We start from the raw sequence: 21,375 nt of genomic DNA, 5'->3' as shown, positions 1-21,375 counted from the left end.
CTGACAGAGCTCCCGGTCGGGCAGTTCGGAAAGGCTTGTCGGTCGACTGTTTCCGATATATCGTTGAGGCATCGCGACAGATCAAAGATGGATGAACGATGGATGGAGTGATGGGGATGCGTTCCCATGGATTCGAGCGTGGACACGGTGGTCACGGAGGCCGCGGCCGAGGCGGGTTCGAAGGGCGCCGTGGCGCCTTCGGGCCGTTCGGGCCGGGCGGTCAGGGCTTCGGCGGACCTGGATTCGGCCCCGGCCCGTGGGGGCCCCGGGGTCGTGGCGGGCCTCGGGGGAGGGCGCGGCGCGGTGACGTACGGGCGTCGATCCTCGCCCTGCTGAAGGACCGCCCGATGCACGGCTACGAGATGATCCAGGAGATTGCCGAGCGCAGCGGCGGGGCGTGGAAGCCCAGCCCCGGCTCGGTGTACCCGACCCTTCAACTGCTGGAGGACGAGGGTCTGATCGTCAGTGAGAGCGAGGGCGGCAAGAAGCTGTTCTCCCTGACCGAGGCGGGCCGTGAGGCGGCCGAGGCGGGCCCGGAGGCCCCGTGGGAAGAGGCTTCCCGAGGGGTCGACTGGGAGGCGCTGGGGGAGATCCGGCAGGCCGGGTTCGGCCTGATGGAGGCATTCGGTCAGGTCTGGAAGACCGGCACCAAGGAGCAGCGCGAGAAGGCGCTCGCCGTCATCGGCGAGGCCCGCAAGAAGCTGTATCTGATCCTCGCCGACGAGGACTGAGCCCGGCCGTCATCACGAGCGCCCCGCGGAGCGATCCGCGGGGCGCTTCGCCATGTCCCGGCGCCGTTCAGGCCACATAGTGATGAACCGTCAGGTCTCGTTCGCGGCGGGGGCGCGCGGAAGCCGTTTGGCAAGGCGGCGCGCGCCGCTCCGCCGTGTTCCGTCTGATCTCCTCCGCAAGGAGGAGATTCCGGCCCCGCGTGTCCACTTCCCGTGGGACGCCGACATGGTTCCCCCCGTGGATGCCGAGCCGCGAAATAGTTGATGGGGTGAACATGTGCAGCCCCGTATCCCCCGGCAGTCCACCCAGGAACAGGACTCCCGGCGCCAGGACACCGCCCGGCTCAGCGACGAGCTGGCGGCGGTGGTCTCCGGCGCCCGCCGCCGGGCGGTCCGGGACCGGGACCGGCACGTCGACACGGCCCATCTGCTGCACTCGCTCCTCGAACAGGACCCCGACGTCCATGCCGTCCTCGGTGACGGACCGCAGGTCGCCCGTCTGCTCGGCTACCTCGTCCAGCGCAGCATCGGCTACGGCCTGCGCTGGCAGGGCAGTGTGGAGGACTCGGGGGCCGCGCCCGTCGTACCGGACGACGACGGCCTCTCCCCGCTCGCCGCGAAGGCCCTGCACGACTGCCGTCTGGGCGCGGCCCGCCGCGGCGACCCGCTGGCCCGGGGTGCCGATCTGCTTGGGGCGCTCGTCCGGGACCCGGGGGCCCGTGCCGTGGAGGTGCTGGGCCGTGCCGGCGTCGACGTGGACGGGTTGCGCGCCCGGCTCGACAAGGAGCCCGGCGCGTTCACGACCTGAGGGCCACCCCGGGCGCGTCCCCCGTGTCCAGCCAACGAGACAGGTGTCACCGGGGATGACGCTCATGTCAACGCCTGTCATCATGTGCCGGTGCGCACGTCTGAGAGCGGCCTGACCGGCCGCGGCAAAGGGATCGGGCTCGGTCTGGCGATCGGCTCCGCGATCGCCTTCGGTGGGTCCGGTGTGGCGGCGAAGCCGCTGATCGAGGCGGGGCTGGACCCGCTCCACGTGGTGTGGCTGCGGGTGGCCGGCGCGGCCCTCGTGATGCTGCCGCTGGCCGTCCGTCATCGGGCCCTGGTCCGGCGGCGGCCCGCCCTGCTCGCCGGGTTCGGACTGCTGGGCGTGGCCGGTGTGCAGGCGTTCTACTTCGCCTCGATCTCCCGTATCCCGGTCGGGGTCGCGCTGCTCGTCGAGTACCTGGCGCCGGCGCTCGTCCTCGGCTGGGTCCGGTTCGTGCAGCGGCGGCCCGTCACGCGTGCCGCCGCCGTGGGCGTGGTCCTCGCCGTGGGCGGGCTCGCCTGTGTCGTCGAGGTCTGGGCGGGGCTCGGTTTCGACGCCCTCGGCCTGCTCCTCGCGCTCGGCGCCGCCTGCTGCCAGGTCGGCTACTTCGTCCTGTCCGACCAGGGCAGCGACTCCGGCGCCGACGCCCCCGACCCGCTCGGGGTCATCGCGTACGGCCTCCTGGTCGGCGCCGCCGTGCTCACCGTCGTCGCCCGCCCGTGGACGATGGACTGGGGCGTGCTCGGTGGCACCGCGCACATGGACGGCACGCCGGTACCGGCCGTGCTGCTGTTGGCCTGGATCGTCCTGCTCGCCACCGTCGTCGCCTACGTCACCGGCGTGGTCTCGGTACGGCGGCTCTCGCCGCAGGTCGCCGGGGTCGTCGCCTGCCTGGAGGCGGTCATCGCGACCGTGCTGGCCTGGTTCCTGCTGGGCGAGCACCTGTCCGCCCCGCAGATCGTCGGCGGTGTCGTCGTCCTGGCCGGCGCCTTCATCGCGCAGTCGTCGGCACCCGCGAAGGGGGCGCCCGCTCCGGTGGCGTCCGGCGGGGTCGAATCCGAGTTGTCCGAGCCGGAAAACGTCGCCTAAGGTGCGCCATCATGCCGATGACACGCGTTCTTCCGCCTCCGGCCGCCTGAGGCGGGCCCTCCGGATCGTCCGCCCGGTTGTGCCGGGCGGTGCCGTGCTGCCCGCAGACGCGTCCCCGGGACCCCGCTGAGCCGGGTCCTCCACCGTTTCGGAAGTCTGCGGAGAACCACTCGTGTCGAACACCGCTCTGTCCGGCCTGCCCGTCGGGCGTGGCCTGCTCTTCCTGACCGTCGCCGGTGCCGCCTGGGGCACTGCGGGCGCCGCCGCCTCCCTGGTCTACCGGGCCAGTGACATGGGGCCGGTCACGTTGTCCTTCTGGCGCTGCGCGGTCGGCTTCCTGCTGCTGCTCGCCGTCCACGCGATGCGTCCGCGCACCCGTGCGGCCGGCCCCGCGCCGCTGCGGCGCAAGGTGCTGCGGGCCGGGGCCACGGGCCTGGGCCTCGCCGTCTTCCAGACCGCCTACTTCGCCGCCGTCGAGGCGACGGGTCTCGCCGTGGGCACCGTCGTCACGCTCGGCGCCGGTCCCGTGTTCATCGCGCTCGGCGCCCGGCTGATGCTGGGCGAGCGGCTGGGGCGCGGGGGAGTGGCGGCCGTGGCCGGCGCGCTCACCGGGCTCGGTGTGATGGCGCTCGGCGACTCCGGGGCGACCGTACGGCCCGCCGGTGTGCTGCTGGCGCTGCTGTCGGCGGCCGGATACTCCGTGATGACGCTGCTCACCCGCAAGTGGGGCCGGGACGGCGGGGCCGACGCCGCCTCCACGTCCGTGTGGGCCTTCGCGGTGACCAGTGTGTGCCTGCTGCCGTTCGCGCTGGCGGAGGGGCTCGTGCCGCACGCGGCCGAGCCCGCCCGGGTCGGCTGGCTCCTGCTGTACATCGCGGCGGTGCCGACGGCGCTCGCGTACGCGCTCTACTTCGCGGGCGCGGCCGCCGTACGCTCGGCCACCGTGTCCGTGATCATGCTGCTCGAACCGGTCAGCGCGGCGGTGCTCGCGGTGCTCCTGCTCGGTGAGCAGCTCACGGCGGCGACCTGCCTGGGCACCCTGCTGATGCTCGGGTCCGTCGTCGGGCTCGCGCTGGCGGAGGCACGGGGAGCCCGGCGGGACCGCCCGCGTCCGGCGTGAGCCGCGGGGGCCCCGCCATCGCGCGGGGCCCCGTCCGGCGCGGTGCTCAGGAGGTGCCGAGGTAGTCCGGGACGGTGGTGCCGGGGGCGAGGGCGGCGTCGCCGACGGGGGTGTCGTAGCCCTTGCGCAGGGGGACCACGCCCGCCCAGTGCGGGAGGGCCAGGTCCTCGGGCTCGTCGTTGACACCGCCGGTGCGGAGCTTGGCGGAGACCTCGTCCAGGTCGAGGCGGATCACCGCGGTGGCCGCCAGCTCCTTCTTGTTCGCGGGCCGCGAGTCGGCGGACCGGCCGGGCACGACGTGGTCGACCAGGGCGTCCAGGGCGATCCGCTTCTCCTCGGGGTCCGTCACCTGGTGGGCGGTGCCGTGCACCACGACCGAGCGGTAGTTGATCGAGTGGTGGAAGGCGGAGCGGGCCAGGATCAGGGCGTCCACATGCGTGACCGTCAGGCAGACGGGCAGCCCGGGGTCCGGCTCGCCGGTCATCCGCAGCGGGCGGGAGCCCGTCGAGCCGTGGACGTAGAGCGTCTCGCCGACGCGGGCGAACAGCGTGGGCAGCACGACCGGGGCGCCGTCGCGGACGAACCCGAGATGGCACACGTACGCCTCGTCGAGTATCGCGTGCACCAACTCCCTGTCGTAGGACGCCCGCTCCGCGGAGCGGGTGGGGGCGGTGCGGTCCGTCGGCGTGTAGGCGCCGGGCGGCGGGGTCGGCTGCTGGGTCACCTGCATGGCGCTCTCCATTGCACTAGTGCATAATGTTGTTTGTGCTAGGAGAATATCGGATCGAAGGGCGGCGCGCGACGGATATCGCGTCGAGCGTCGAGCGCGGCGTGGGTACGGGCGAGCTGGAGCCCGGTCAACTGCTCCCGCCCATGCGGGAGCTGGCGGCCGGTCTCGGGGTGAACCCCAACACGGTCGCCGCCGCCTACCGCATCCTGCGGGAGCGCGGGGTCATCGAGACCGCGGGCCGGCGGGGCAGCCGGGTACGGCCCAGGCCCGCCACGACCGGCCGCGAGTACACCGGGGCCGAGGTGCCCGAGGGCGTCCGGGACGTGGCGAGCGGCAACCCCGACCCGGCGCTGCTGCCGTCGCTCGCGCGGGCGTTCGCGGCCGCCGGCGAACAGGGGGACCGGGAGTCCGTCCTCTACGGCGCCGACCCCGTGGAGCCGGAACTGGCACGCCTCGCACGGGCCGCCCTCGACGCCGACGGCGTGCCGTCCGGTCCGTCGGCCGTCCTGTCCGGCTCCCTGGACGCCATCGAACGGGTCCTGGCGGCCCACCTCAAGCCCGGCGACACCGTCGCCGTCGAGGATCCCGGATGGCGCGCCCTGCTCGATCTGGTCCCGGCGCTCGGTCTGCGGCTCGCCCCTGTGGGCGTCGACGACGAGGGGCCGCTGCCCGAGGACGTGCGGCGCGTCCTCGCCTCGAGTGCGCGGGCCCTCATCGTCACCGACCGCATGCAGAATCCCACCGGTGCCGTGGTGAGCGCTTCCCGCGCGCGTGCCCTGCGCTCGGTGCTGCGGGACCACCCCGACGTCCTGCTGATCGAGGACGACCACGGGCACGGGATCGTCGACCTGCCCCTGCACCCCCTCGCTGGCGGGACCCGGCACTGGGCGTTCGTCCGCTCGGTCGCCAAGGCGTACGGACCGGACCTGCGCCTCGCCGTGCTCACCGGCGACGACGTCACCGTGGACCGGGTGCGCGGCCGGCAGCGCCTCGGCGCCGGCTGGGTCAGCAGGCTGCTGCAGCGGGCGGTGGTACGGCTGTGGACCGACGGCGGACACGACCCGGCGGCCGTGGCGGCGGCGTACGGCGAGCGGCGCGACCTGCTGCTGCGGGCGCTGGCCGAGCGGGGCGTCGAGGGTCACGGGCGCAGCGGCCTGAACGTCTGGGTGCAGGTGCCCGACGAGACCGGGGCCGTGTCCCGGCTGCTGCACGCGGGCTGGGCGGTCGCCCCGGGAGCCCGCTTCCGCACGGCGGCGCCGCCCGGCATCAGGATCACCACGTCCACCCTGCGCCCGGAGGAGGCCGGACCCCTGGCGGACGCGGTGGCGGCGGCGCTGGGCCGGGCGCCGGTGCGGAGCTACGTCTGAGTTCTTCGGGGGCGCCCGGCCCCGTACGGCCGGGTGCCCTGTCCCGCAGGGTCGAATGCCTCGCACGTACCGTCGGGGTGCTTTGCTGCGCAGGGTCAGGTGCCCCGCGTAGTCGGGTGCTTGGCCGCGCAGGGTCGGGTGTCCCGGCTCGTATGGCGGGGTGCCTCGTCCCGAGGGTCGGGTGCTTCGCCTGCGCAGGTGGGTGCCTGGGCGCGCAGGCTCGGGTGCCCCGCCCTGTACGGCCGGGTGCTTCGCCGCGCAGGATCGGGTGCCTCGCCCGCGCAGCCGGGTGCCTCACCTCGCAGGGGCGGGTGCCGCGTCCCGCAGGGTCGGGGCCGCACCCCGTACGGCCAGGCGCCCGCCCCGCAAGGTCAGGGTCAGTTGCCCCGCCCGCCCACGCACCCCGCGCGCACAGCCACGTACCCCGCCCAGCACAGCCACGCACCCCGCCCCGCACAGCCACGCACCTCGCCCCGCCGGGTCAAGCACCCCGCCCCGCAGGATCAAGCGCCCCGCTTCACCTGTGTCAGCGCCGCGCCCGCCAAAACGATCAGCGCTCCGACCGGCGTCGACCAGGCGAGGGACTCGCCCAGGACGGCCACGCCCGCCGCCGTGGCGATGACCGGGATGAAGTACGTGACCATCTGGGCCGTCGTCGGACCGACCTCGGCGACCAGCCCGTACTGGATCAGCACCGCGAGCCCCGTGCCGAGCGCGCCCAGGGCGACCACCGCGAAGAGGGGGAGCAGCGCGAACCGGCTTGGCAGGGACGTGAACAGCGGGGTGACGATGGCCAGTTGCACCGTGGCCAGCAGCAACTGGGCGCCGGTCAGCGCCAGGTGCGAGGAGCCGTTCCCGGCGAGGGTGCGGCGGACGTAGATCCAGCCGATCGGGTAGCTCAGCGAGGCCAGCAGGGCCATCGCCGTCCCCTTGGCGTCCAGCCCGTCGAAGCCCTGCCAGGCGCCCAGCACCGTCAGCACGCCGACGAAACCGATCCCCAGCCCGGCGACCCGCACCCGCGTGGGCCGGTCCTCGGAGAGGGCGACCATCGACAGGGCCATGCCCCACAGCGGCGAGGTGGCGTTGCAGATGCCGGCGAGCGTCGACGGGATCGTCAGCTCGGAGTACGCGAACAGCGAGAACGGCAGCGCGTTCAGCAGGAACGCGGCCACCGCCAGATGCCCCCACGTCCGCGCCCCGCGCGGCAGCCGCTCCCGCTTGACCGCCATGGCCGCCGCCAGTACCGCCGTCCCGAACACCAGCCGGCCCAGCGTGACCTGGAAGGGGGCGTACCCGTCGGTGCCCACCTTGATCAGCAGGAAGCTGAAGCCCCAGATCAGCGAGAGGGCGGCGAACCGCAGACGCCAGTCGAGGCGGGTGCGGGAGCGCGGGAGGTCCGGGGCCGCGGCCGGGGTGCGCGGGGTGGTGGCGGTGGTCATGGCCCTACGATGCGGCACAAGGATCTCGTAGCACAAGCGAGATTTACCGCACGATATCTCGTAGCATCGCTTACATGTTGAACCTGGAGCGCCTGCGCACCCTCGACGCCCTCGCCCGGCACGGCTCGGTGAGTGGTGCGGCCGAGGGACTGCACATCACGACCTCCGCCGTCTCCCAGCAGATGTCCAAGCTCGAACGCGAGGTCGGCCAGCGGCTCCTCGCCAAGAACGGCCGGGGCGTGCGGCTCACCGACGCCGGGCGGCTGCTCGCCGAGCACGCGGCGCGCATCCTGTCCCAGGTCGAACTGGCCCAGTCCGACCTGGAGGCGCAGCGCGGGCAGGTGGTCGGCGAACTGCGGCTCGTCGCCTTCCCCACCGCCCTGCGCGGGCTCTTCCCCGCCGCGCTCACCTCGCTGCGCGCCGAACACCCGGCGCTGCGCGTGCGGTCACGGGAGCTGGAGCCCGAGGGCGGGGTCGCCGCGGTGCTCCGCGGGGACGCCGATCTCGCCGTCGTCCTCGACTGGTACAACAAGCCCCTGCCGATGCCCGAGGGGCTGGCGAAGGCGTCCATCCTCAAGGACCGCGTCGAGATCGCCATGCCCGAGGGGCATCCGCTGGCCGAGCGCGCCGAGGTGACGATGGAGGACTTCGCGGACGACGAATGGGTCGCCTGGCCCGAGGGCGAGTTCTGTCACGAGTGGCTGCTTTATACCCTGCGCACCGAGGGCATCGAGCCCCGTATCGCCCACCGCGCCGAGGAGCACCACACCCAACTGGCCCTCGTCGCCGCCGGACTGGGCGTCTGCGTGGCCCCCCGGCTCGGCCGCGACCCCATGCCGCCCGGCGTGCGGGCGGTGCCGGTCCGCGAGAGCGTCCACCGGCACATCTACGCCGTCTGGCGCGCGGACGCGGACCGCCGCCCGTCGATCCGGGCGGCGGTGCAGGCCCTGCGCTCGGCGGCGGAGTCCGTCTGAGAAGCCCGCTAAGGGCTGTTCCTTAGGCCGCCCCCAGCTTCCGGAAGTCCCAGGACACGACCTTCTCCGGGGTCAGCCTGATCCAGGCGTGCCGCCCGTCGTGCGGCATCTCCTCGATGCCGAAGTTCTTGCGGGCGAACAGCGTCTCCGGCACGTCGAGTTCGGCGCACAGCTCGCCCACGCGCGGGGCCTCGCCCACGAAGTCGACGGTGCCGGACAGCTCCACCCCGCGCAGCTGCTCGTACTCCTCGCCGGTGTCGATCACGATCGCCACCCGCGGATCGCGGCGCAGATCGGCCCACCGCTTGCTGCGGACCACCGAGTACAGCCACAGCGACGTGCCGTCCCACGCGAACCACAGGGCGCTCACATGCGGAAAGCCGTCGGCGGACACCGTGGCGACCCGGCAGGTGCGCTGTTCGGTGAGGAACGCGTCCAGCTCGCCCGGCGACATCATGATCTTCCGGCCCCGGCGCTGAGTGACGGTCATACGGCCCCCTCTTCTCCCACGTCGTGCCAGAGGAGAGATCCTCTGACATCACGTCAGAAAAGGATGAGTCGTCCTCCGCCCCCACGCAACGGTGGTTGCCGCAGCACGCCGAGCTCAGCGATCTTCCGACGCGGTCCGTGTGGCGGCGCCGATCGAGGTCGCCGAACTGGACCTCGTCGTCCGCCGCATGCACGGCCTGCCCCCGATCCAGGGCACCGACGCCGACGCCCTGCTGCGCGACCTCGGCTGCCGCACGCTCGTCGTCGCCGGTGTCCCGGCCGACGTGGCCGTGCCCAACGCCGTCCTCGACGCCGTGAACCGGGGCTATGTCGTGGTCGTGCCGCGGGACGCCATCGCCGGGGTGCGCTCCTCGTCCACCCCCGCGATGATCGCCCCCACCCTCGCGCTCGTCGCCGGCGTCGTCACCACGGACGAGGTGGTGGACCGGCCGGCGCGGGCGCCGCGCGTCAGGCCAGCGTGATCGAGTCGCCGGACACGCTGACCTTCTTCTCCTCCAGCGGCTGGGTCGCCGGGCCCTTCTTCACACTGCCGTCCAGGACGGAGAACTGGCTGCCGTGACAGGCGCAGGACAGCGTGTCCTCCTTGAGGTCCGTCATCGGGCACTTCTGGTGGGTGCAGATCGTCGAGAACGCCTTGAAGTCACCGGCCGCGGGCTGCGAGACGACCACCTTCTCGGCGTCGAAGACCTTGCCGCCGCCCTCCGGGATGTCCGCCGTCTTCGCGAGGGCGGCACCGCCGCCCGCCGCCGCTCCCTGCTCCGTGGACGAGCCCGACGCCTCGTCCTCGGATCCGCACGCGGTCAGCGCGACGGCGAGCCCCGCCGCACCCACCGCCGCCACGACGGTACGGCGGCTCGGGCCCGGCTTCGGCTGAACTGATTCGCTGGTCATGCTGACGTTTCCTTCCGGTCACTCGTGATCTGCCGAGAGGTACGGTCCCTGAGGACCCCCTGTTCAGACGCTGCGGAAATCCTGTCGTGCCGGACCTAGGGCGCGGGTAAAGGGGAGCTGTCGGTCCGCTGTCGACCCCTGTCGGTCCGCTGTCGAGCGCTCCTGGCCCGCTATCGGCGCGGCGGCGCACCGGGCCCCGGACCCGCGCGCCGGCGCCAGTAACCTGGGGCGATGCTCAAGGAAGTCATCGCGACCCGCTACATCACGCCCCTGCGCGAGGGCGGCTCGCTGCCGGGACTCGTCGAGGCCGACGACTTCGGGACCTACGTCATGAAGTTCACCGGGGCCGGACAGGGCCGCAAGACACTCGTCGCGGAGGTCGTCTGCGGCGAACTCGCCCGCCGGCTCGGCCTGCGGGTGCCCCGGCTGGTCACGGTGGAACTCGACCCGGTGCTGGGGCTCGGCGAACCCGAGCAGCAGGTGCAGGACCTGCTCCGCTCCAGCGGGGGCACCAACCTCGGCATGGACTTCCTCTCCGGCGCGCTGGGCTTCGACCCGCTCGCCTTCGAGGTGAGCCCCGAGGAGGCGGGCCGCGTCCTGTGGTTCGACGCGCTGGTGAACAACGTCGACCGCTCCTGGCGCAACCCCAACCTGCTGATGTGGCAGGGCGAACTGTGGCTCATCGACCACGGCGCCACGATGATCTGGCACCACAACTGGCCCGGCGCCGACGCCTCCGCCGCCCGCCCCTACGACGCCTCGGACCACGCACTGGCCCGGTTCGCGCCGGACGTGGCGGCCGCCGCGGCCGACCTCGCGCCCCGCGTCACCGAGGACCTGCTGACGGAGGTCACCGCGGAGATCCCGGAGACCTGGCTGGCCGGCGAGCCCGGCTTCGACACCGCCGACGACCTGCGGCGGGCCTATGTGCGGCCGCTGCTCGCGCGCGCGGCCGCCGTCCACGAGCGCATCACCGGGATCGAGGAGGTCGCGTGAGCGAGCGGCACATCCACATGGCGGGCCACGTCGTCGAGCGCCACATCATCCGCGGCGGCGAGGCCAACGAACGGGACGTCTTCGAGTACGCCCTGCTGCGGGTCGTCCCCCGGGTCGAGCGGGGCGAGTGCGTCAACGCCGGCGTCCTCGTCTACTGCCGGGCCCGCGGCTACCTGGGCGCCCGCACCCACCTCGACGAGCGGCGGCTGCTCGCCCTGGACCCGGACGCCGACGTGGCGGGCGTACGGGCCACCCTCGACGCGGTCGAGCGGGTCTGCGGCACCGCCGAGGATGCGGGGCAGGCCGCCGGCGACGACGCGGGACGCCGTTTCCGCTGGCTGATCGCGCCCCGCTCGACCGTCGTGCAGCCGGGGCCCGTGCACACCGGGCTCACACTCGACCCGGCGGCCGAGACCGAACGGCTGCTCGACCGGCTGGTGCGGTGACGGGACGGGTAATGGATCACATGCGCGCGGTGGCCGTTGACACCGCGTGCCAGGACTTCTAGCGTCACGTGCATCGAAGGTACTAAGCGGTCGCTCACCCGAGGAGAGTCACTGATGTCCACCACTGAGCAGCGGGTCGCCGTCATCGACCTCGACGAGGCCGCCTGCAAGGACACCGTGGAGAAGATCACCGCGGCCGGCGGCAAGGCCCTCGCGGTCGGCTGCGACGTGTCGGACGAGGCACAGGTCGAGGCGGCGGTCGCCCGCATCACCGAGGAGCTGGGCGCCCCGACGATCCTCGTCAACAACGCCGGTGTGCTCCGGGACAACCTGCTGTTCAAGATGAGCGTCTCCGACTGGGACACCGTCATGAACGTGCACCTGCGCGGCGCCTTCCTGATGTCGAAGGCCTGCCAGAAGCACATGGTGGACGCGGGCTTCGGCCGGATCGTCAACCTCTCGTCGTCCTCCGCGCTCGGCAACCGCGGCCAGGTCAACTACTCCGCCGCCAAGGCCGGTCTGCAGGGCTTCACCAAGACCCTCGCCAAGGAGCTCGGCAAGTTCGGCGTCACCGCCAACGCGGTCGCCCCCGGCTTCATCGCCACCGAGATGACCAAGGCCACCGCCGACCGGGTCGGCATGGGCTTCGAGGACTTCAAGGCCGCCGCCGCCACCCAGATCCCGGTGGCCCGCGTCGGTGAGCCCGAGGACATCGCCAACGCCATCGCCTTCTTCACCGGCGAGGCCGCCGGCTTCGTCTCCGGCCAGGTGCTGTACGTGGCCGGCGGACCGCTCGACTAGGACCGGGGAGACACCGACATGACTGAACTGCCCGCACTCTCCGGCAAGGTCGCCCTCATCACGGGCGCCAGCCGAGGCATCGGCTACGGCGTCGCGGAGGCGCTCGTCGCCCGCGGCGACCGCGTCGTCATCACCGGCCGCAACGAGGACGCCCTCAAGGAGGCCGTCGAGCAACTCGGCGCCGACCGGGCCGTGTACGTGGCCGGCAAGGCACATGATGAGGCCCACCAGGCCGTCGCCGTCGAGCGCGCCATGGAGGCCTTCGGCCGGATCGACTTCCTCGTCAACAACGCCGGTACGAACCCGGTGTTCGGGCCGATCGCCGACCTCGACCTCGGGGTCGCGCGCAAGGTGTTCGAGACCAACGTGATCTCGGCGCTCGGCTTCGCGCAGAAGACCTGGCATGCCTGGCAGAAGGAGAACGGCGGCGCGATCGTCAACATCGCCTCCGTCGCCGGCATCGCGCCCTCGCCGTTCATCGCCGCCTACGGCGTCAGCAAGGCCGCGCTGATCAACCTCACCCAGCAGCTCGCGCACGAGTTCGCGCCTCGGGTGCGGGTCAACGCCATCGCGCCGGCCGTGGTGAAGACGAAGTTCGCCCAGGCCCTGTACGAGGGCCGCGAGGAGGAGGCCGCCGCGGCCTACCCGCTGGCCCGCCTCGGTGTGCCGTCGGACATCGGCGGCGCCGCCGCGTTCCTCACCTCCGAACAGTCCGACTGGGTCACCGGGCAGACGCTCGTCGTCGACGGCGGCATCTTCCTCAACGCCGGCGTGGGCTGATCCCACACCGCTCCGGCACGGTCATCCGCCGGTACGACAAGGGCGCCGCTGTACGACAGGGGCGCCCTTTTCGGCGTATCGCACGATCGGTGACTCCCTGACAACGTAGTCAAACCAGATGCGCGAAAGTGCTCCCAAGACGAGAGGTTCACAGGCCGTGAGCCTGCGGTATGTTTTGCCGACCCTTGGTATGGCAGATCGAGGAGCGTGCGCGTGTTCAAGCGGATCCGACGCCTGCGGCAGGTGGCGGCCATCGCGTCCATAACGTCCCTGGTGGCTGGATGCGGGGTTCTCTCGTCCGACTCCTCGGAGGAGCAGGGCCCGATCATCGTGGGGACGACGGCCGCCCCCAGCACCCTCGATCCCGCTGCGGCCTGGGACAGTTCCTGGGAGTTGTTCCGCAACATCTACCAGACGCTGCTCAGTTACCCCTCCGGGGCGAGCGCGCCCGAACCGGACGCGGCGGAGGAGTGCCGTTTCACGGACGGCTCCAACAAGAAGTTCCAGTGCGAACTGCGCGAGGGCCTGAAGTTCTCCGACGGGCACAAGCTCGACGCGGAGGCCGTGAAGTACTCGATCGACCGCATCCGGAAGATCAACGTCAACGGCGGCCCGGCCGGTCTGCTCGGCAGCCTCGACCGCGTCCAGGTGCTCAACGACCGCGAGGTCGTCTTCCACCTCAACAAGGCCGACGCGACCTTCCCGTTCGTGCTCGCCACCCCCGCCATGTCGATCGTGGACCCCGAGGAGTACCCGGCCGGCAAGCTGCGCGAGGAGCGCTCGATCGTCGGGTCGGGCCCCTACAACCTCCAGTCGTACGACGAGGGCAAGCAGGCCGAACTCGTCAAGAACGACACCTACAACGGGTACGCCGAGCGGAAGAACGACGCGGTCACCATCCGCTACTTCCAGGACTCGCCCACCATGGTCGGCGCGCTGCGCGACAAGGAGCTCGACGTCGCCTTCCGCGGTCTCGAAGCCGACGACATCGTCGACCTCCAGGCCGACGACAAGGACGAGCTCCAGATCACCGAGGGCTTCGGCACCGAGATCAACTACCTGGTGTTCAACCCGAAGGACCCCACGGCCGGCAAGACCGCCGTCCGCAAGGCCATAGCCCAGCTCGTCGACCGCCCGGCCATCGCCCACAAGGTCTACAAGGACACCGTCGAGCCGCTGTACTCGATGGTCCCCAAGGGCCTGACCGGCCACACCACCGGCTTCTTCGACGACTTCGGCGACCCCAGCAAGGCCAAGGCCCGCAAGATCCTCACCGAGGAGGGCATCACGACCCCCGTGGCGCTCACCCTCTGGTACACCAGCGACCGCTACGGCTCCGCCACCAAGGCCGAGTTCACGGAGCTGAAGCGCCAGCTGGAGAAGTCCGGGCTGTTCAGGATCACGCTCAAGAGCCGCCCGTGGAAGACGTACGTCTCCGGCTACCAGAAGGGTGAGTACCCGGTGTTCGGGCGCGGCTGGTTCCCCGACTTCCCCGACGCCGACAACTTCATCGCGCCCTTCGTCGGCGACCAGAACGCCCTCGGCACGCCCTATGTGACGCCGAAGATCACCGAGACGCTGCTGCCCAGCTCCCGCGCCCAGAGCGACCGGGCCAACGTCGTCAAGGACTTCGAGGAGGCCCAGAGCATCCTCGTCGACGACGCGCGGCTGCTGCCGCTGTGGCAGGGCCGCCAGTACGTGGCCTCCAGCACCGAGATCTCCGGTTCCGAGCGGGCCCTCGACCCGTCGACGATCATGATGATGGGCGAGCTGTACCGCAAGACGAGCTGGTAGTCACGCCCTTCACCGGAGCACCGGCCGGGACGTCCGGTCCGCGAGGCGATTGTCAGTGGGCGCCTGTAGGTTCGGAGAACCGACAGCGGCCACCGGCCGCGTGGACCGCACACCGTCCACCGCACACCGTAAGGAAGTTGACGTGACCGACATCGCCATGCTGCCCGAGTCCTGGCGCGGGGTTCTGGGTGACGAACTGCAGCAGCCCTACTTCAAGGAGCTGACGGAGTTCGTCGAGGAGGAGCGGGCGAAGGGTCCCGTCTACCCGCCGCGCGAGGAGGTCTTCGCCGCCCTCGACGCGACGCCGTACGACAAGGTCAAGGTGCTCGTCCTCGGCCAGGACCCGTACCACGGCGAGGGCCAGGGCCACGGGCTGTGCTTCTCGGTCCGCCCCGGGGTGAAGACCCCGCCGTCCCTGCGCAACATCTACAAGGAGATGCAGGAGGAGCTCGGCCTCCCCATCCCCGACAACGGCTATCTGATGCCCTGGGCCCAGCAGGGCGTCCTGCTGCTCAACGCCGTGCTCACGGTCCGCGCCGGCGAGGCCAACTCGCACAAGGGCAAGGGCTGGGAGAAGTTCACCGACGCCGTGATCCGGGCCGTGGCGAGCCGCCCCGACCCCGCGGTATTCGTCCTGTGGGGGAACTACGCGCAGAAGAAGCTCCCCCTCATCGACGAGACACGGCACGTGGTCGTCAAGGGCGCCCACCCCTCGCCGCTGTCGGCGCGGAAGTTCTTCGGCTCCCGTCCCTTCACCCAGATCAACGAGGCCGTGGCCCTGCAGGGTCACGAGGCGATCGACTGGCGCATCCCGGACCTGGGCTGATCCGCCGCGGCCGCCGGCTACGGGGTGCCGCCCAGGCGCCGCTCCAGCCGGCGGATCTCCGCCCGCACCCCGTCCCCGTAGCTGTCGTCCCCCAGCGCTCCCGCCGCGCCCCGCGCCCGGCGCAGATGGGCCCGTGCCGCCTCGGCGCGGTCGAGCTTGACGTAGTCGGCCGCCAGGTTCAGATGCAGCGAGGGGTACAGGGCCTTCAGCGCGGGGGCGCTTCCACAGGACCCGGGGGAGCCCGCGTCCCCGGCGCTCTCCGCCTCGGTCAACGCCCGCAGGTCCCACGCCAGTTCGTCGACGGGGTCGTCGTGGGTGTCGGCCAGGTAGTGGGCCAGGGTGCAGCGGTGCAGCGGGTCGCCGTCCGCGCCCAGCTCGGTCCACAGGTCGAGCAGGCGGCGCCGGGCCTCCTCGCGGTCACCGGCGTGGTGCAGCAGGACGACCTGCCCGATCCGTGTCAGCACGGCATCGGATGCCGTGCGCTCCTGTCGCTCCGTCACCGCGTCCTCCGGGCCCTCGTCGGCTGGGTCCCCGCCGACGCTAGCCGCCCGTGCCGGCGATCCCGGTCAGGCGGCCCCGTGCCGGGTCCGTCCGGGCGGCCGGCGGGTGCCGTCGCCGGTCCGGCTCACCGGCCGTACGCCTGGTCGCAGATCCGCGCCTCCTGGCTGTCCGGCCGCCAGCCGCCGTACTTCCGGCCGAGCGCGCACACGTCGGCGTTCGCTCCGGCCTCGCCGGGGAGCTGCCGTGCGACGTCCGGCACGGTGACGCGCGGTTCCCGTGGCGTGTCGGCGCCGGGGTGGTGCGGGGCCCGCCGCTGCGGCTGCGGGCGGGGGGCCGCCGGGGCCGGCCGGGAGGTGTGCGACGGTGCCGGCGGCGCGGCGGACCTCGCCGGATCCGGGCGACGGGAGGGGCCGATGAGCGCCAGCGCCTCGGAGGCCGGCGCCTGGACGACCTCGGGCCGGGTGTGCCCGGTCGGGTGGAGCGGGGCGGGCCGCGCGGGTGTCGCCCGGGGTGCGGGGGCCGCCGGGGCCTGGACCGTCGTACAGCCCGTGAGGGCCGAGACGGCCGCGGTGACCAGAAGGGTCGCGGTGGTCGTCGATCGATGCACTCGCTCCACTCTGGTGGGTGCCGGGGCCGGCCGGAGCGCGGACAGGCGCAGGTTGCTCCGCACGGGTGATCTCCGGCCCCATACGGGCGGCCCCGGCCTCCTCAGGGTGACGTCACTCGCCGGTCGCGCCGTCGATCCGCTCGCGCAGCAGGTCGGCGTGGCCGTTGTGCCGGGCGTACTCCTCGATCATGTGCGTGTAGATCCAGCGCAGGTTGTAGCGCTCGCCGGTGCGGGCGTGGGCGCCCTCCGAGATGTCGTCCAGGCCGAAGCGCGCCGCGTGCTCCCGGGCCCGGTCGATCTCCGCCTGCCAGCCCTCGTAGGCGTCCTTCCAGGAGTCGGCGGGGGAGAAGTGGAACTCGCCGTCGGGGTCGGCGTCGCTGTAGTAGACCGGGCCCGCGTCCTCGGCGGCGAGGACCCGCCGGAACCAGCTGCGCTCCACCTCCGTCATGTGCCGGACCAGCCCCATCAGGGTCAGCTCGGACGGCTCGGCGGAGGCGGTGCGCAGCTGCTCCTCGGTCAGGCCCTCGCACTTCCACGCCAGGGTCTGCCGGTGGTAGCCCAGCCAGCCCTCCAGCATGGTGCGCTCGTCGGCGGTGGTGGACGGTTCACGGCGTTCGGTCGTCATCGGAGCATGATCGCCCAACTCGGCTTCGGTGGCCAGGAGTTTCCCGGACGGGGTCAGGCGCCGGACATCCCGGCGAGCAGTTCGCGCAGTCCCGCCCGGACCTCGTCCAGGCTCGGCACCTCGGAGCTGAAGGAGCCGGCCACACAGCTGAACATCAGTCCGTCCGCCCAGGCGACGAGGGACAGCACATGCCGGTCGGGGGCCGGTGAGCCCGCCGCGGTCAGCAGCGCGCCGAGCTGGTCGCGGAAGCGGCGGCCGGTCGCGTCGAAGTACGTGCGCAGCTCGGGCCGGCGCGTGGCCTCCAGGGCCAGTTCGTAGCGGGCCAGTGTCAGCTCGCGGTTGCGGGTCAGCGAGCGGTGGGTCGCGAGGGCCAGTCCCTCGGCCAGGGCGTCGAGGCCGTCGCGCGGGTCCGGCATCTCCTCCAGTGCCAGCACCCGCGCCTCGCGCTCGGCGAGCCGGCGCACCGCCAGTTCCAGCAGGGCCTGCCGGGTGCGGGCCACGTTGGACGTCGAGCCCTGCGGCAGCCCCGCCGCCTCGTCGACCGCCCGATGGGTGAGCCCGCGCATGCCCCGCTCGGCCAGCAGCGCGAGGGCGGTGTCGGCGACGAGATCGGCGCGGGCGGCGGACGGGGTGCGTACGGACATGAAGGTCAACCTACCGGGTTCACTACGTCTGTAGTACGGTCGAGGAGCGGGCAACTACACCTGTAGTCAGAGGGACGTCACCTTTGGAGGAGCCATGGCACCCACGAGGCGGGCCGTCGTGATCGGCGGCGGCATCGGCGGTCTGACAGCGGCCGCCGCACTGCACCAGAAGGGCTGGGCCGTCACCGTCCTGGAGCGGGCCCCCAGCCTGGAACCGGTCGGCGCCGCCATCTCCCTGGCGCCCAACGCCCTGCGCGCCCTCGACGTCATCGGCGCCGGAGACGAGATCCGCGACCTCGCCGCCTGGCAGGGCGACGGCGGCCTGCGCACCCCGTCCGGACGCTGGCTCGCGCGCACCGACGCCGACGCCGTGGCCCGGCGCTTCGGCGGCCCCCTCGTCCTGCTGCACCGGGCCACCCTCGTCACCAGCCTCGCCGCACGGCTCCCGGCGACCGCCGTACGCACGGGGACCGCCGCCACGGTCACCGACCCCGGCGACGCCGGACGCCCCGCCCGCGTCGGCACCCCGGACGGCGAGCTGGAGGCCGAGCTGGTCGTGGCCGCCGACGGCATCCGGTCCGCCGTCCGGGGCGTGCTCTTCCCCGGACACCCCGGCACCGTCTACTCCGGCTTCACCACCTGGCGGCTCGTGATCCTCGTGCCCGGCGCCGACTTCGCCTCCCACGAGACCTGGGGCCCGGGCCGTATCTGGGGCTCCCATCCGCTGAAGGACGGACGCGTGTACGCCTACGCCGCCGCCGTCACCCCGCCCGGCGGGCACGCCCCCGACGACGAGCGTGCCGAACTGCTGCGCCGCTACGGCGACTGGCACGCCCCGGTCCCCGCGATCCTCGACGCGGCCCGGCCCGACGACGTCCTGCGGCACGACGTGCACCACATCGCCGAGCCCCTGCCCGCCCACCACCGCGGCCGGGTCGCCCTCGTCGGGGACGCCGCCCACGCCATGCCGCCGACCCTGGGGCAGGGCGGCAACCAGGCCGTCGAGGACGCGGTCGTCCTCGCCCATCACGCCGACGACCTCGCCGCCTACACCGCCGCCCGCCTTCCGCGGACGACGGCCATCGCCCGCCAGGCCGTCCGGGCCGCGCGGCTCAACATGATGACCGGCAGGGTCCCGGTCGCCGTACGGAACACAGCGCTGGCCGCCGTGTCCAAGGCGGCGCCACTGCTGTTCCTGAAGGGCTTCGAGGGCATCGCCGACTGGCGGCCACCACAGGCGCCGTATGCTGCCCCGAAGACCCCGGACGGCAACCACCCAAGGAGCACACCCCGTGAAGGTCGGCTGCATCGGACTCGGTGACATCGCGCAGAAGGCCTACCTGCCGGTGCTCGGGGTCCAGCCGGGGGTCGAGCTGCACCTCCAGACCCGTACGCCCGCCACGCTCACCCGCGTCGCCGACGGCCTGCACCTCCCGGACGACCGGCGCCACGCCGACCTGGACTCGCTGCTGTCCGCCGGGCTCGACGCCGCGTTCGTGCACGCCTCGACCGTGGCGCACCCGGAGATCGTGACCCGGCTGCTGGAGGCCGGGGTGCCGACCTATGTCGACAAGCCGCTCGCCTACCGGCTGGCCGACTCCGAGCGGCTGGTGGCACTCGCCGAGGAACGCGGCGTGAGCCTCGCCGTCGGCTTCAACCGGCGCTACGCCCCCGGCTACGCGCAGTGCGCCGACCACCCGCGCGAGCTGATCCTCATGCAGAAGAACCGCGTCGGGCTCCCCGAGGAACCGCGCGCGATGATCCTCGACGACTTCATCCACGTCGTGGACACCCTGCGCTTCCTGGTGCCCGGACCGGTCGACGACGTGACCGTGCGCGCCCGCACCGAGGGCGGGCTGCTCCACCACGTCGTGCTGCAGCTCTCCGGTGACGGCTTCACCGCGCTCGGCGTCATGAACCGGCTCAGCGGCTCCACCGAGGAGATCCTGGAGGTCTCCGGGCAGGACACCAAGCGGCAGGTCCTGAACCTCGCCGAGGTCGTCGACCACAAGGGCCAGCCGACCGTGCGGCGGCGCGGCGACTGGGTGCCGGTCGCCCGCCAGCGCGGCATCGAGCAGGTCGCGCTGGCCTTCCTCGACGCCGTGCGGGCCGGCAAGGTGCTCAGCGCCAGGGACGCCCTGGCGACTCACGAACTGTGTGAGCGGGTGGTACGGGCGGTTCAGGAGCAGGCCGCCTGAACCGGGGCCGCAGACCGCGCGTCGCCTCGCCCAGACACCACAGGGCGACGATCAGCACCGCCGCGTGCAGCGGCCAGTCGCCGAACCGGACGTACGGCGTGACACCGTCGGCCAGCGGCACCTCGTAGACGGCGCTCGCGCTCTCGCTCGTCCCCAGCCAGGACCCGACGCGCTCCCCGCCCGGGCCGTACACGGCGGACACCCCGGTCAGCGTCGCGTGCACCATGGGCCGGCCCGTCTCGGCGGCCCGCAGCGCGGCCAGCGAGGCGTGCTGCTCGGGCGCCCAGCTCTGCTGGAACGTCGACGTCGCCGACTGGGCGATCAGCACCTCGGCGCCGTCGTCCGCGAGATGGCGGCTCATGTCGGCGAAGGCGGACTCGAAGCAGACCATCGGGCCGACGCGCAGCCCGTGCCCGGCGTCCATCACCACCTGCTCGGTGCCCTGCCTGCGGTCCTCACCGGCCGCCTTGCCGACCGAGGTCGCCCAGCCCAGCAGGGAGCGCAGCGGGATGTACTCGCCGAACGGCACCAGCCGCATCTTGTCGTAGCGGTCACCGGTCGGTCCGTCGGGGCCGACCAGGACCGAGCTCTTGTAGATGCCGGGCCGGTCGGAGCGCCGCGCGTCCACGTTCACCAGGACGTCCGCGCCGGTCTCACGGGACAGGGCCGCGAGCCGGCGCGCCAGGTCCGGCCGGTCCGCCAGGTCGAAACCGACGCTGCTCTCGCCCCACACGACCAGATCGACGTCCTGCCCCGCGAGTTCGCGGGTCAGCCGCTCCTCACGGTCGAACCGCGCGTCCGGGCCCTTCACGACGCCCGGCTGCACGACCGCGATCCGCACCCGCTGGTCGACGTTCGGGCGCGGCGCCCACATCCAGGCCGCCGACGTGCCCACGGCCGCCACGGTCAGCCCGGCCACCGCCGGGACACGCGCCGCACGCTCCGTCAGCAGCACGGAGAGCGCCACGTTGACCGCGACCACCAGATAGCTGATCAGCCACACCCCGCCCACCGAGGCGAGCCGCAGCGCCGGACGCACCTCCCACTGGCTGGCGCCGAGCACGCCCCACGGCCCGCCGAGACCCTGCCAGGAACGCACCAGCTCGATCAGCAGCCAGCCCGACGGCACCAGCACGAGCGCCGCCGTGGCCCGCGGCGAAGCCTGACCCGTGCCGAGCAGACGGTGCACCAGCCAGCCCCACGGTGCCCACAACGCGCCCAGCAGCGCGGCGATGACGAACGTGAAGACGTGCAGGTTCGGCAGCAGCCAGTGGTGCATCGCCAGCATGAAGCCGAACCCGCCCCACCAGCCGTCGTGCGCCGCCCGCCGGCCGGTCGGCGCACCGCGCAGCAACGCGATCCACGGGATCAGCGCGACATACGCGAACCACCAGAGCGAGGGCTGGGGAAAGGCGAGCACGGGCAGGGCGCCGAGGAGGGCGGCGATGGCCGAGCGCCGCCACGGTGAGGCGAGCCAGCGACTGATCGTCTTCATGCA

At 72.8% G+C, this 21,375-nt stretch carries 22 protein-coding genes and 2 pseudogenes; 15 read left to right on the top strand and 9 right to left on the bottom strand.

What is annotated here, in order from left to right:
- The first annotated feature begins 116 nt into the window (after positions 1-116).
- From F8R89_RS05800 to F8R89_RS05785, 4 genes are all read left to right on the top strand, one after another.
- Positions 117-731, top strand: coding sequence for a PadR family transcriptional regulator (locus tag F8R89_RS05800; protein WP_151782962.1), 615 nt, complete (start codon positions 117-119; stop codon positions 729-731).
- Positions 732-1,008: 277 nt separating this feature from the next.
- The gene (locus F8R89_RS05795; protein ID WP_151782961.1) at positions 1,009-1,539 is read left to right on the top strand and encodes a Clp protease N-terminal domain-containing protein; all 531 of its coding nucleotides are present in this window, start codon (positions 1,009-1,011) and stop codon (positions 1,537-1,539) included.
- An 84-nt stretch (positions 1,540-1,623) separates the two neighbouring features.
- A complete protein-coding gene (locus F8R89_RS05790; protein WP_151782960.1) occupies positions 1,624-2,628 on the top strand; it encodes an EamA family transporter in 1,005 nt (334 codons plus the stop codon).
- A 172-nt stretch (positions 2,629-2,800) separates the two neighbouring features.
- Positions 2,801-3,748: a DMT family transporter gene (locus F8R89_RS05785; protein ID WP_151782959.1), complete on the top strand. Its 948-nt coding sequence runs from the start codon at positions 2,801-2,803 to the stop codon at positions 3,746-3,748.
- A 46-nt stretch (positions 3,749-3,794) separates the two neighbouring features.
- Here F8R89_RS05785 and F8R89_RS05780 read toward each other — a convergent pair whose 3' ends face one another.
- Positions 3,795-4,478 carry a pyridoxamine 5'-phosphate oxidase family protein gene (locus F8R89_RS05780; RefSeq protein WP_151782958.1) on the bottom strand — a complete coding sequence of 228 codons (684 nt, stop codon included), beginning with the start codon at positions 4,476-4,478 and terminating at the stop codon, positions 3,795-3,797.
- Between the two features lie 35 nt (positions 4,479-4,513).
- On the opposite strand from F8R89_RS05780, the gene F8R89_RS05775 reads away from it, so the two are divergent.
- Positions 4,514-5,845 (top strand): aminotransferase class I/II-fold pyridoxal phosphate-dependent enzyme, encoded by a 1,332-nt coding sequence (locus F8R89_RS05775; protein WP_151782957.1) that lies wholly within the window; start codon positions 4,514-4,516, stop codon positions 5,843-5,845.
- A gap of 503 nt (positions 5,846-6,348) precedes the next feature.
- Here the strand turns inward: F8R89_RS05775 and F8R89_RS05770 are convergent.
- On the bottom strand, positions 6,349-7,284 hold the full coding sequence (locus tag F8R89_RS05770) for a DMT family transporter (RefSeq protein ID WP_192806053.1): 936 nt from the start codon (positions 7,282-7,284) through the stop codon (positions 6,349-6,351).
- Between the two features lie 74 nt (positions 7,285-7,358).
- Between F8R89_RS05770 and F8R89_RS05765 the strand changes: the two genes are divergently transcribed.
- The gene (locus tag F8R89_RS05765) at positions 7,359-8,258 is read left to right on the top strand and encodes a LysR family transcriptional regulator (protein ID WP_151782955.1); all 900 of its coding nucleotides are present in this window, start codon (positions 7,359-7,361) and stop codon (positions 8,256-8,258) included.
- Between the two features lie 22 nt (positions 8,259-8,280).
- Here the strand turns inward: F8R89_RS05765 and F8R89_RS05760 are convergent, their stop codons facing one another.
- Positions 8,281-8,748: a pyridoxamine 5'-phosphate oxidase family protein gene (locus F8R89_RS05760; protein ID WP_151782954.1), complete on the bottom strand. Its 468-nt coding sequence runs from the start codon at positions 8,746-8,748 to the stop codon at positions 8,281-8,283.
- A 130-nt stretch (positions 8,749-8,878) separates the two neighbouring features.
- On the opposite strand from F8R89_RS05760, the pseudogene F8R89_RS05755 reads away from it, so the two are divergent.
- Positions 8,879-9,229, top strand: a pseudogene (locus tag F8R89_RS05755) (isochorismatase family protein); the annotation flags it as partial.
- Here the strand turns inward: F8R89_RS05755 and F8R89_RS05750 are convergent.
- A complete protein-coding gene (locus tag F8R89_RS05750) occupies positions 9,216-9,659 on the bottom strand; it encodes a Rieske (2Fe-2S) protein (RefSeq protein ID WP_151782953.1) in 444 nt (147 codons plus the stop codon). The pseudogene F8R89_RS05755 and the gene F8R89_RS05750 overlap by 14 nt on opposite strands.
- Positions 9,660-9,890: 231 nt before the next feature.
- On the opposite strand from F8R89_RS05750, the gene F8R89_RS05745 reads away from it, so the two are divergent.
- The 6 genes and pseudogenes from F8R89_RS05745 (at position 9,891) to ung (ending at position 15,302) form a co-directional block, all read left to right on the top strand.
- The gene (locus F8R89_RS05745; protein ID WP_151782952.1) at positions 9,891-10,655 is read left to right on the top strand and encodes a HipA family kinase; all 765 of its coding nucleotides are present in this window, start codon (positions 9,891-9,893) and stop codon (positions 10,653-10,655) included.
- The gene (locus tag F8R89_RS05740) at positions 10,652-11,101 is read left to right on the top strand and encodes a DUF3037 domain-containing protein (protein ID WP_151782951.1); all 450 of its coding nucleotides are present in this window, start codon (positions 10,652-10,654) and stop codon (positions 11,099-11,101) included. Before F8R89_RS05745 ends, F8R89_RS05740 begins: the two co-directional genes overlap by 4 nt.
- A 126-nt stretch (positions 11,102-11,227) precedes the next feature.
- A pseudogene (locus F8R89_RS05735) lies at positions 11,228-11,902 on the top strand (SDR family oxidoreductase); the annotation flags it as partial.
- Positions 11,903-11,920: 18 nt separating this feature from the next.
- Entirely contained in the window at positions 11,921-12,682 is a 762-nt protein-coding gene (locus F8R89_RS05730; RefSeq protein ID WP_151782950.1) for an SDR family oxidoreductase, read from the top strand.
- Between the two features lie 213 nt (positions 12,683-12,895).
- Positions 12,896-14,476, top strand: coding sequence for an ABC transporter substrate-binding protein (locus tag F8R89_RS05725; protein WP_151782949.1), 1,581 nt, complete (start codon positions 12,896-12,898; stop codon positions 14,474-14,476).
- Positions 14,477-14,618: 142 nt separating this feature from the next.
- Complete coding sequence (gene ung / locus F8R89_RS05720) at positions 14,619-15,302, top strand: uracil-DNA glycosylase (protein WP_151782948.1); 684 nt, start codon at positions 14,619-14,621, stop codon at positions 15,300-15,302.
- A gap of 17 nt (positions 15,303-15,319) precedes the next feature.
- Here ung and F8R89_RS05715 read toward each other — a convergent pair whose 3' ends face one another.
- From F8R89_RS05715 to F8R89_RS05700, 4 genes are all read right to left on the bottom strand, one after another.
- Positions 15,320-15,802 (bottom strand): hypothetical protein, encoded by a 483-nt coding sequence (locus tag F8R89_RS05715; RefSeq protein ID WP_151782947.1) that lies wholly within the window; start codon positions 15,800-15,802, stop codon positions 15,320-15,322.
- Between the two features lie 125 nt (positions 15,803-15,927).
- Positions 15,928-16,410, bottom strand: a complete 483-nt coding sequence (locus F8R89_RS05710) for a hypothetical protein (RefSeq protein ID WP_151782946.1) — start codon at positions 16,408-16,410, stop codon at positions 15,928-15,930.
- A gap of 112 nt (positions 16,411-16,522) precedes the next feature.
- On the bottom strand, positions 16,523-17,035 hold the full coding sequence (locus F8R89_RS05705; RefSeq protein WP_151782945.1) for a DinB family protein: 513 nt from the start codon (positions 17,033-17,035) through the stop codon (positions 16,523-16,525).
- Positions 17,036-17,088: 53 nt separating this feature from the next.
- Positions 17,089-17,679, bottom strand: coding sequence for a TetR/AcrR family transcriptional regulator (locus F8R89_RS05700; protein WP_151782944.1), 591 nt, complete (start codon positions 17,677-17,679; stop codon positions 17,089-17,091).
- A 94-nt stretch (positions 17,680-17,773) separates the two neighbouring features.
- On the opposite strand from F8R89_RS05700, the gene F8R89_RS05695 reads away from it, so the two are divergent.
- Both F8R89_RS05695 and F8R89_RS05690 read left to right on the top strand, forming a co-directional pair.
- Positions 17,774-19,000, top strand: coding sequence for an FAD-dependent monooxygenase (locus F8R89_RS05695; protein ID WP_151782943.1), 1,227 nt, complete (start codon positions 17,774-17,776; stop codon positions 18,998-19,000).
- A complete protein-coding gene (locus F8R89_RS05690; RefSeq protein ID WP_151782942.1) occupies positions 18,972-19,877 on the top strand; it encodes a Gfo/Idh/MocA family protein in 906 nt (301 codons plus the stop codon). Before F8R89_RS05695 ends, F8R89_RS05690 begins: the two co-directional genes overlap by 29 nt.
- Here the strand turns inward: F8R89_RS05690 and lnt are convergent.
- A complete protein-coding gene (gene lnt, locus F8R89_RS05685; RefSeq protein WP_151782941.1) occupies positions 19,801-21,372 on the bottom strand; it encodes an apolipoprotein N-acyltransferase in 1,572 nt (523 codons plus the stop codon). The genes F8R89_RS05690 and lnt overlap by 77 nt on opposite strands.
- Positions 21,373-21,375: the final 3 nt, after the last annotated feature.

The sequence above is a fragment of the Streptomyces sp. SS1-1 genome (genome assembly GCF_008973465.1).
In the GTDB taxonomy this organism is placed as follows: domain Bacteria; phylum Actinomycetota; class Actinomycetes; order Streptomycetales; family Streptomycetaceae; genus Streptomyces.
The sequence above is the reverse complement of the archived record's forward strand: the minus strand, read 5'-3'. Positions and strand labels throughout refer to the sequence as shown.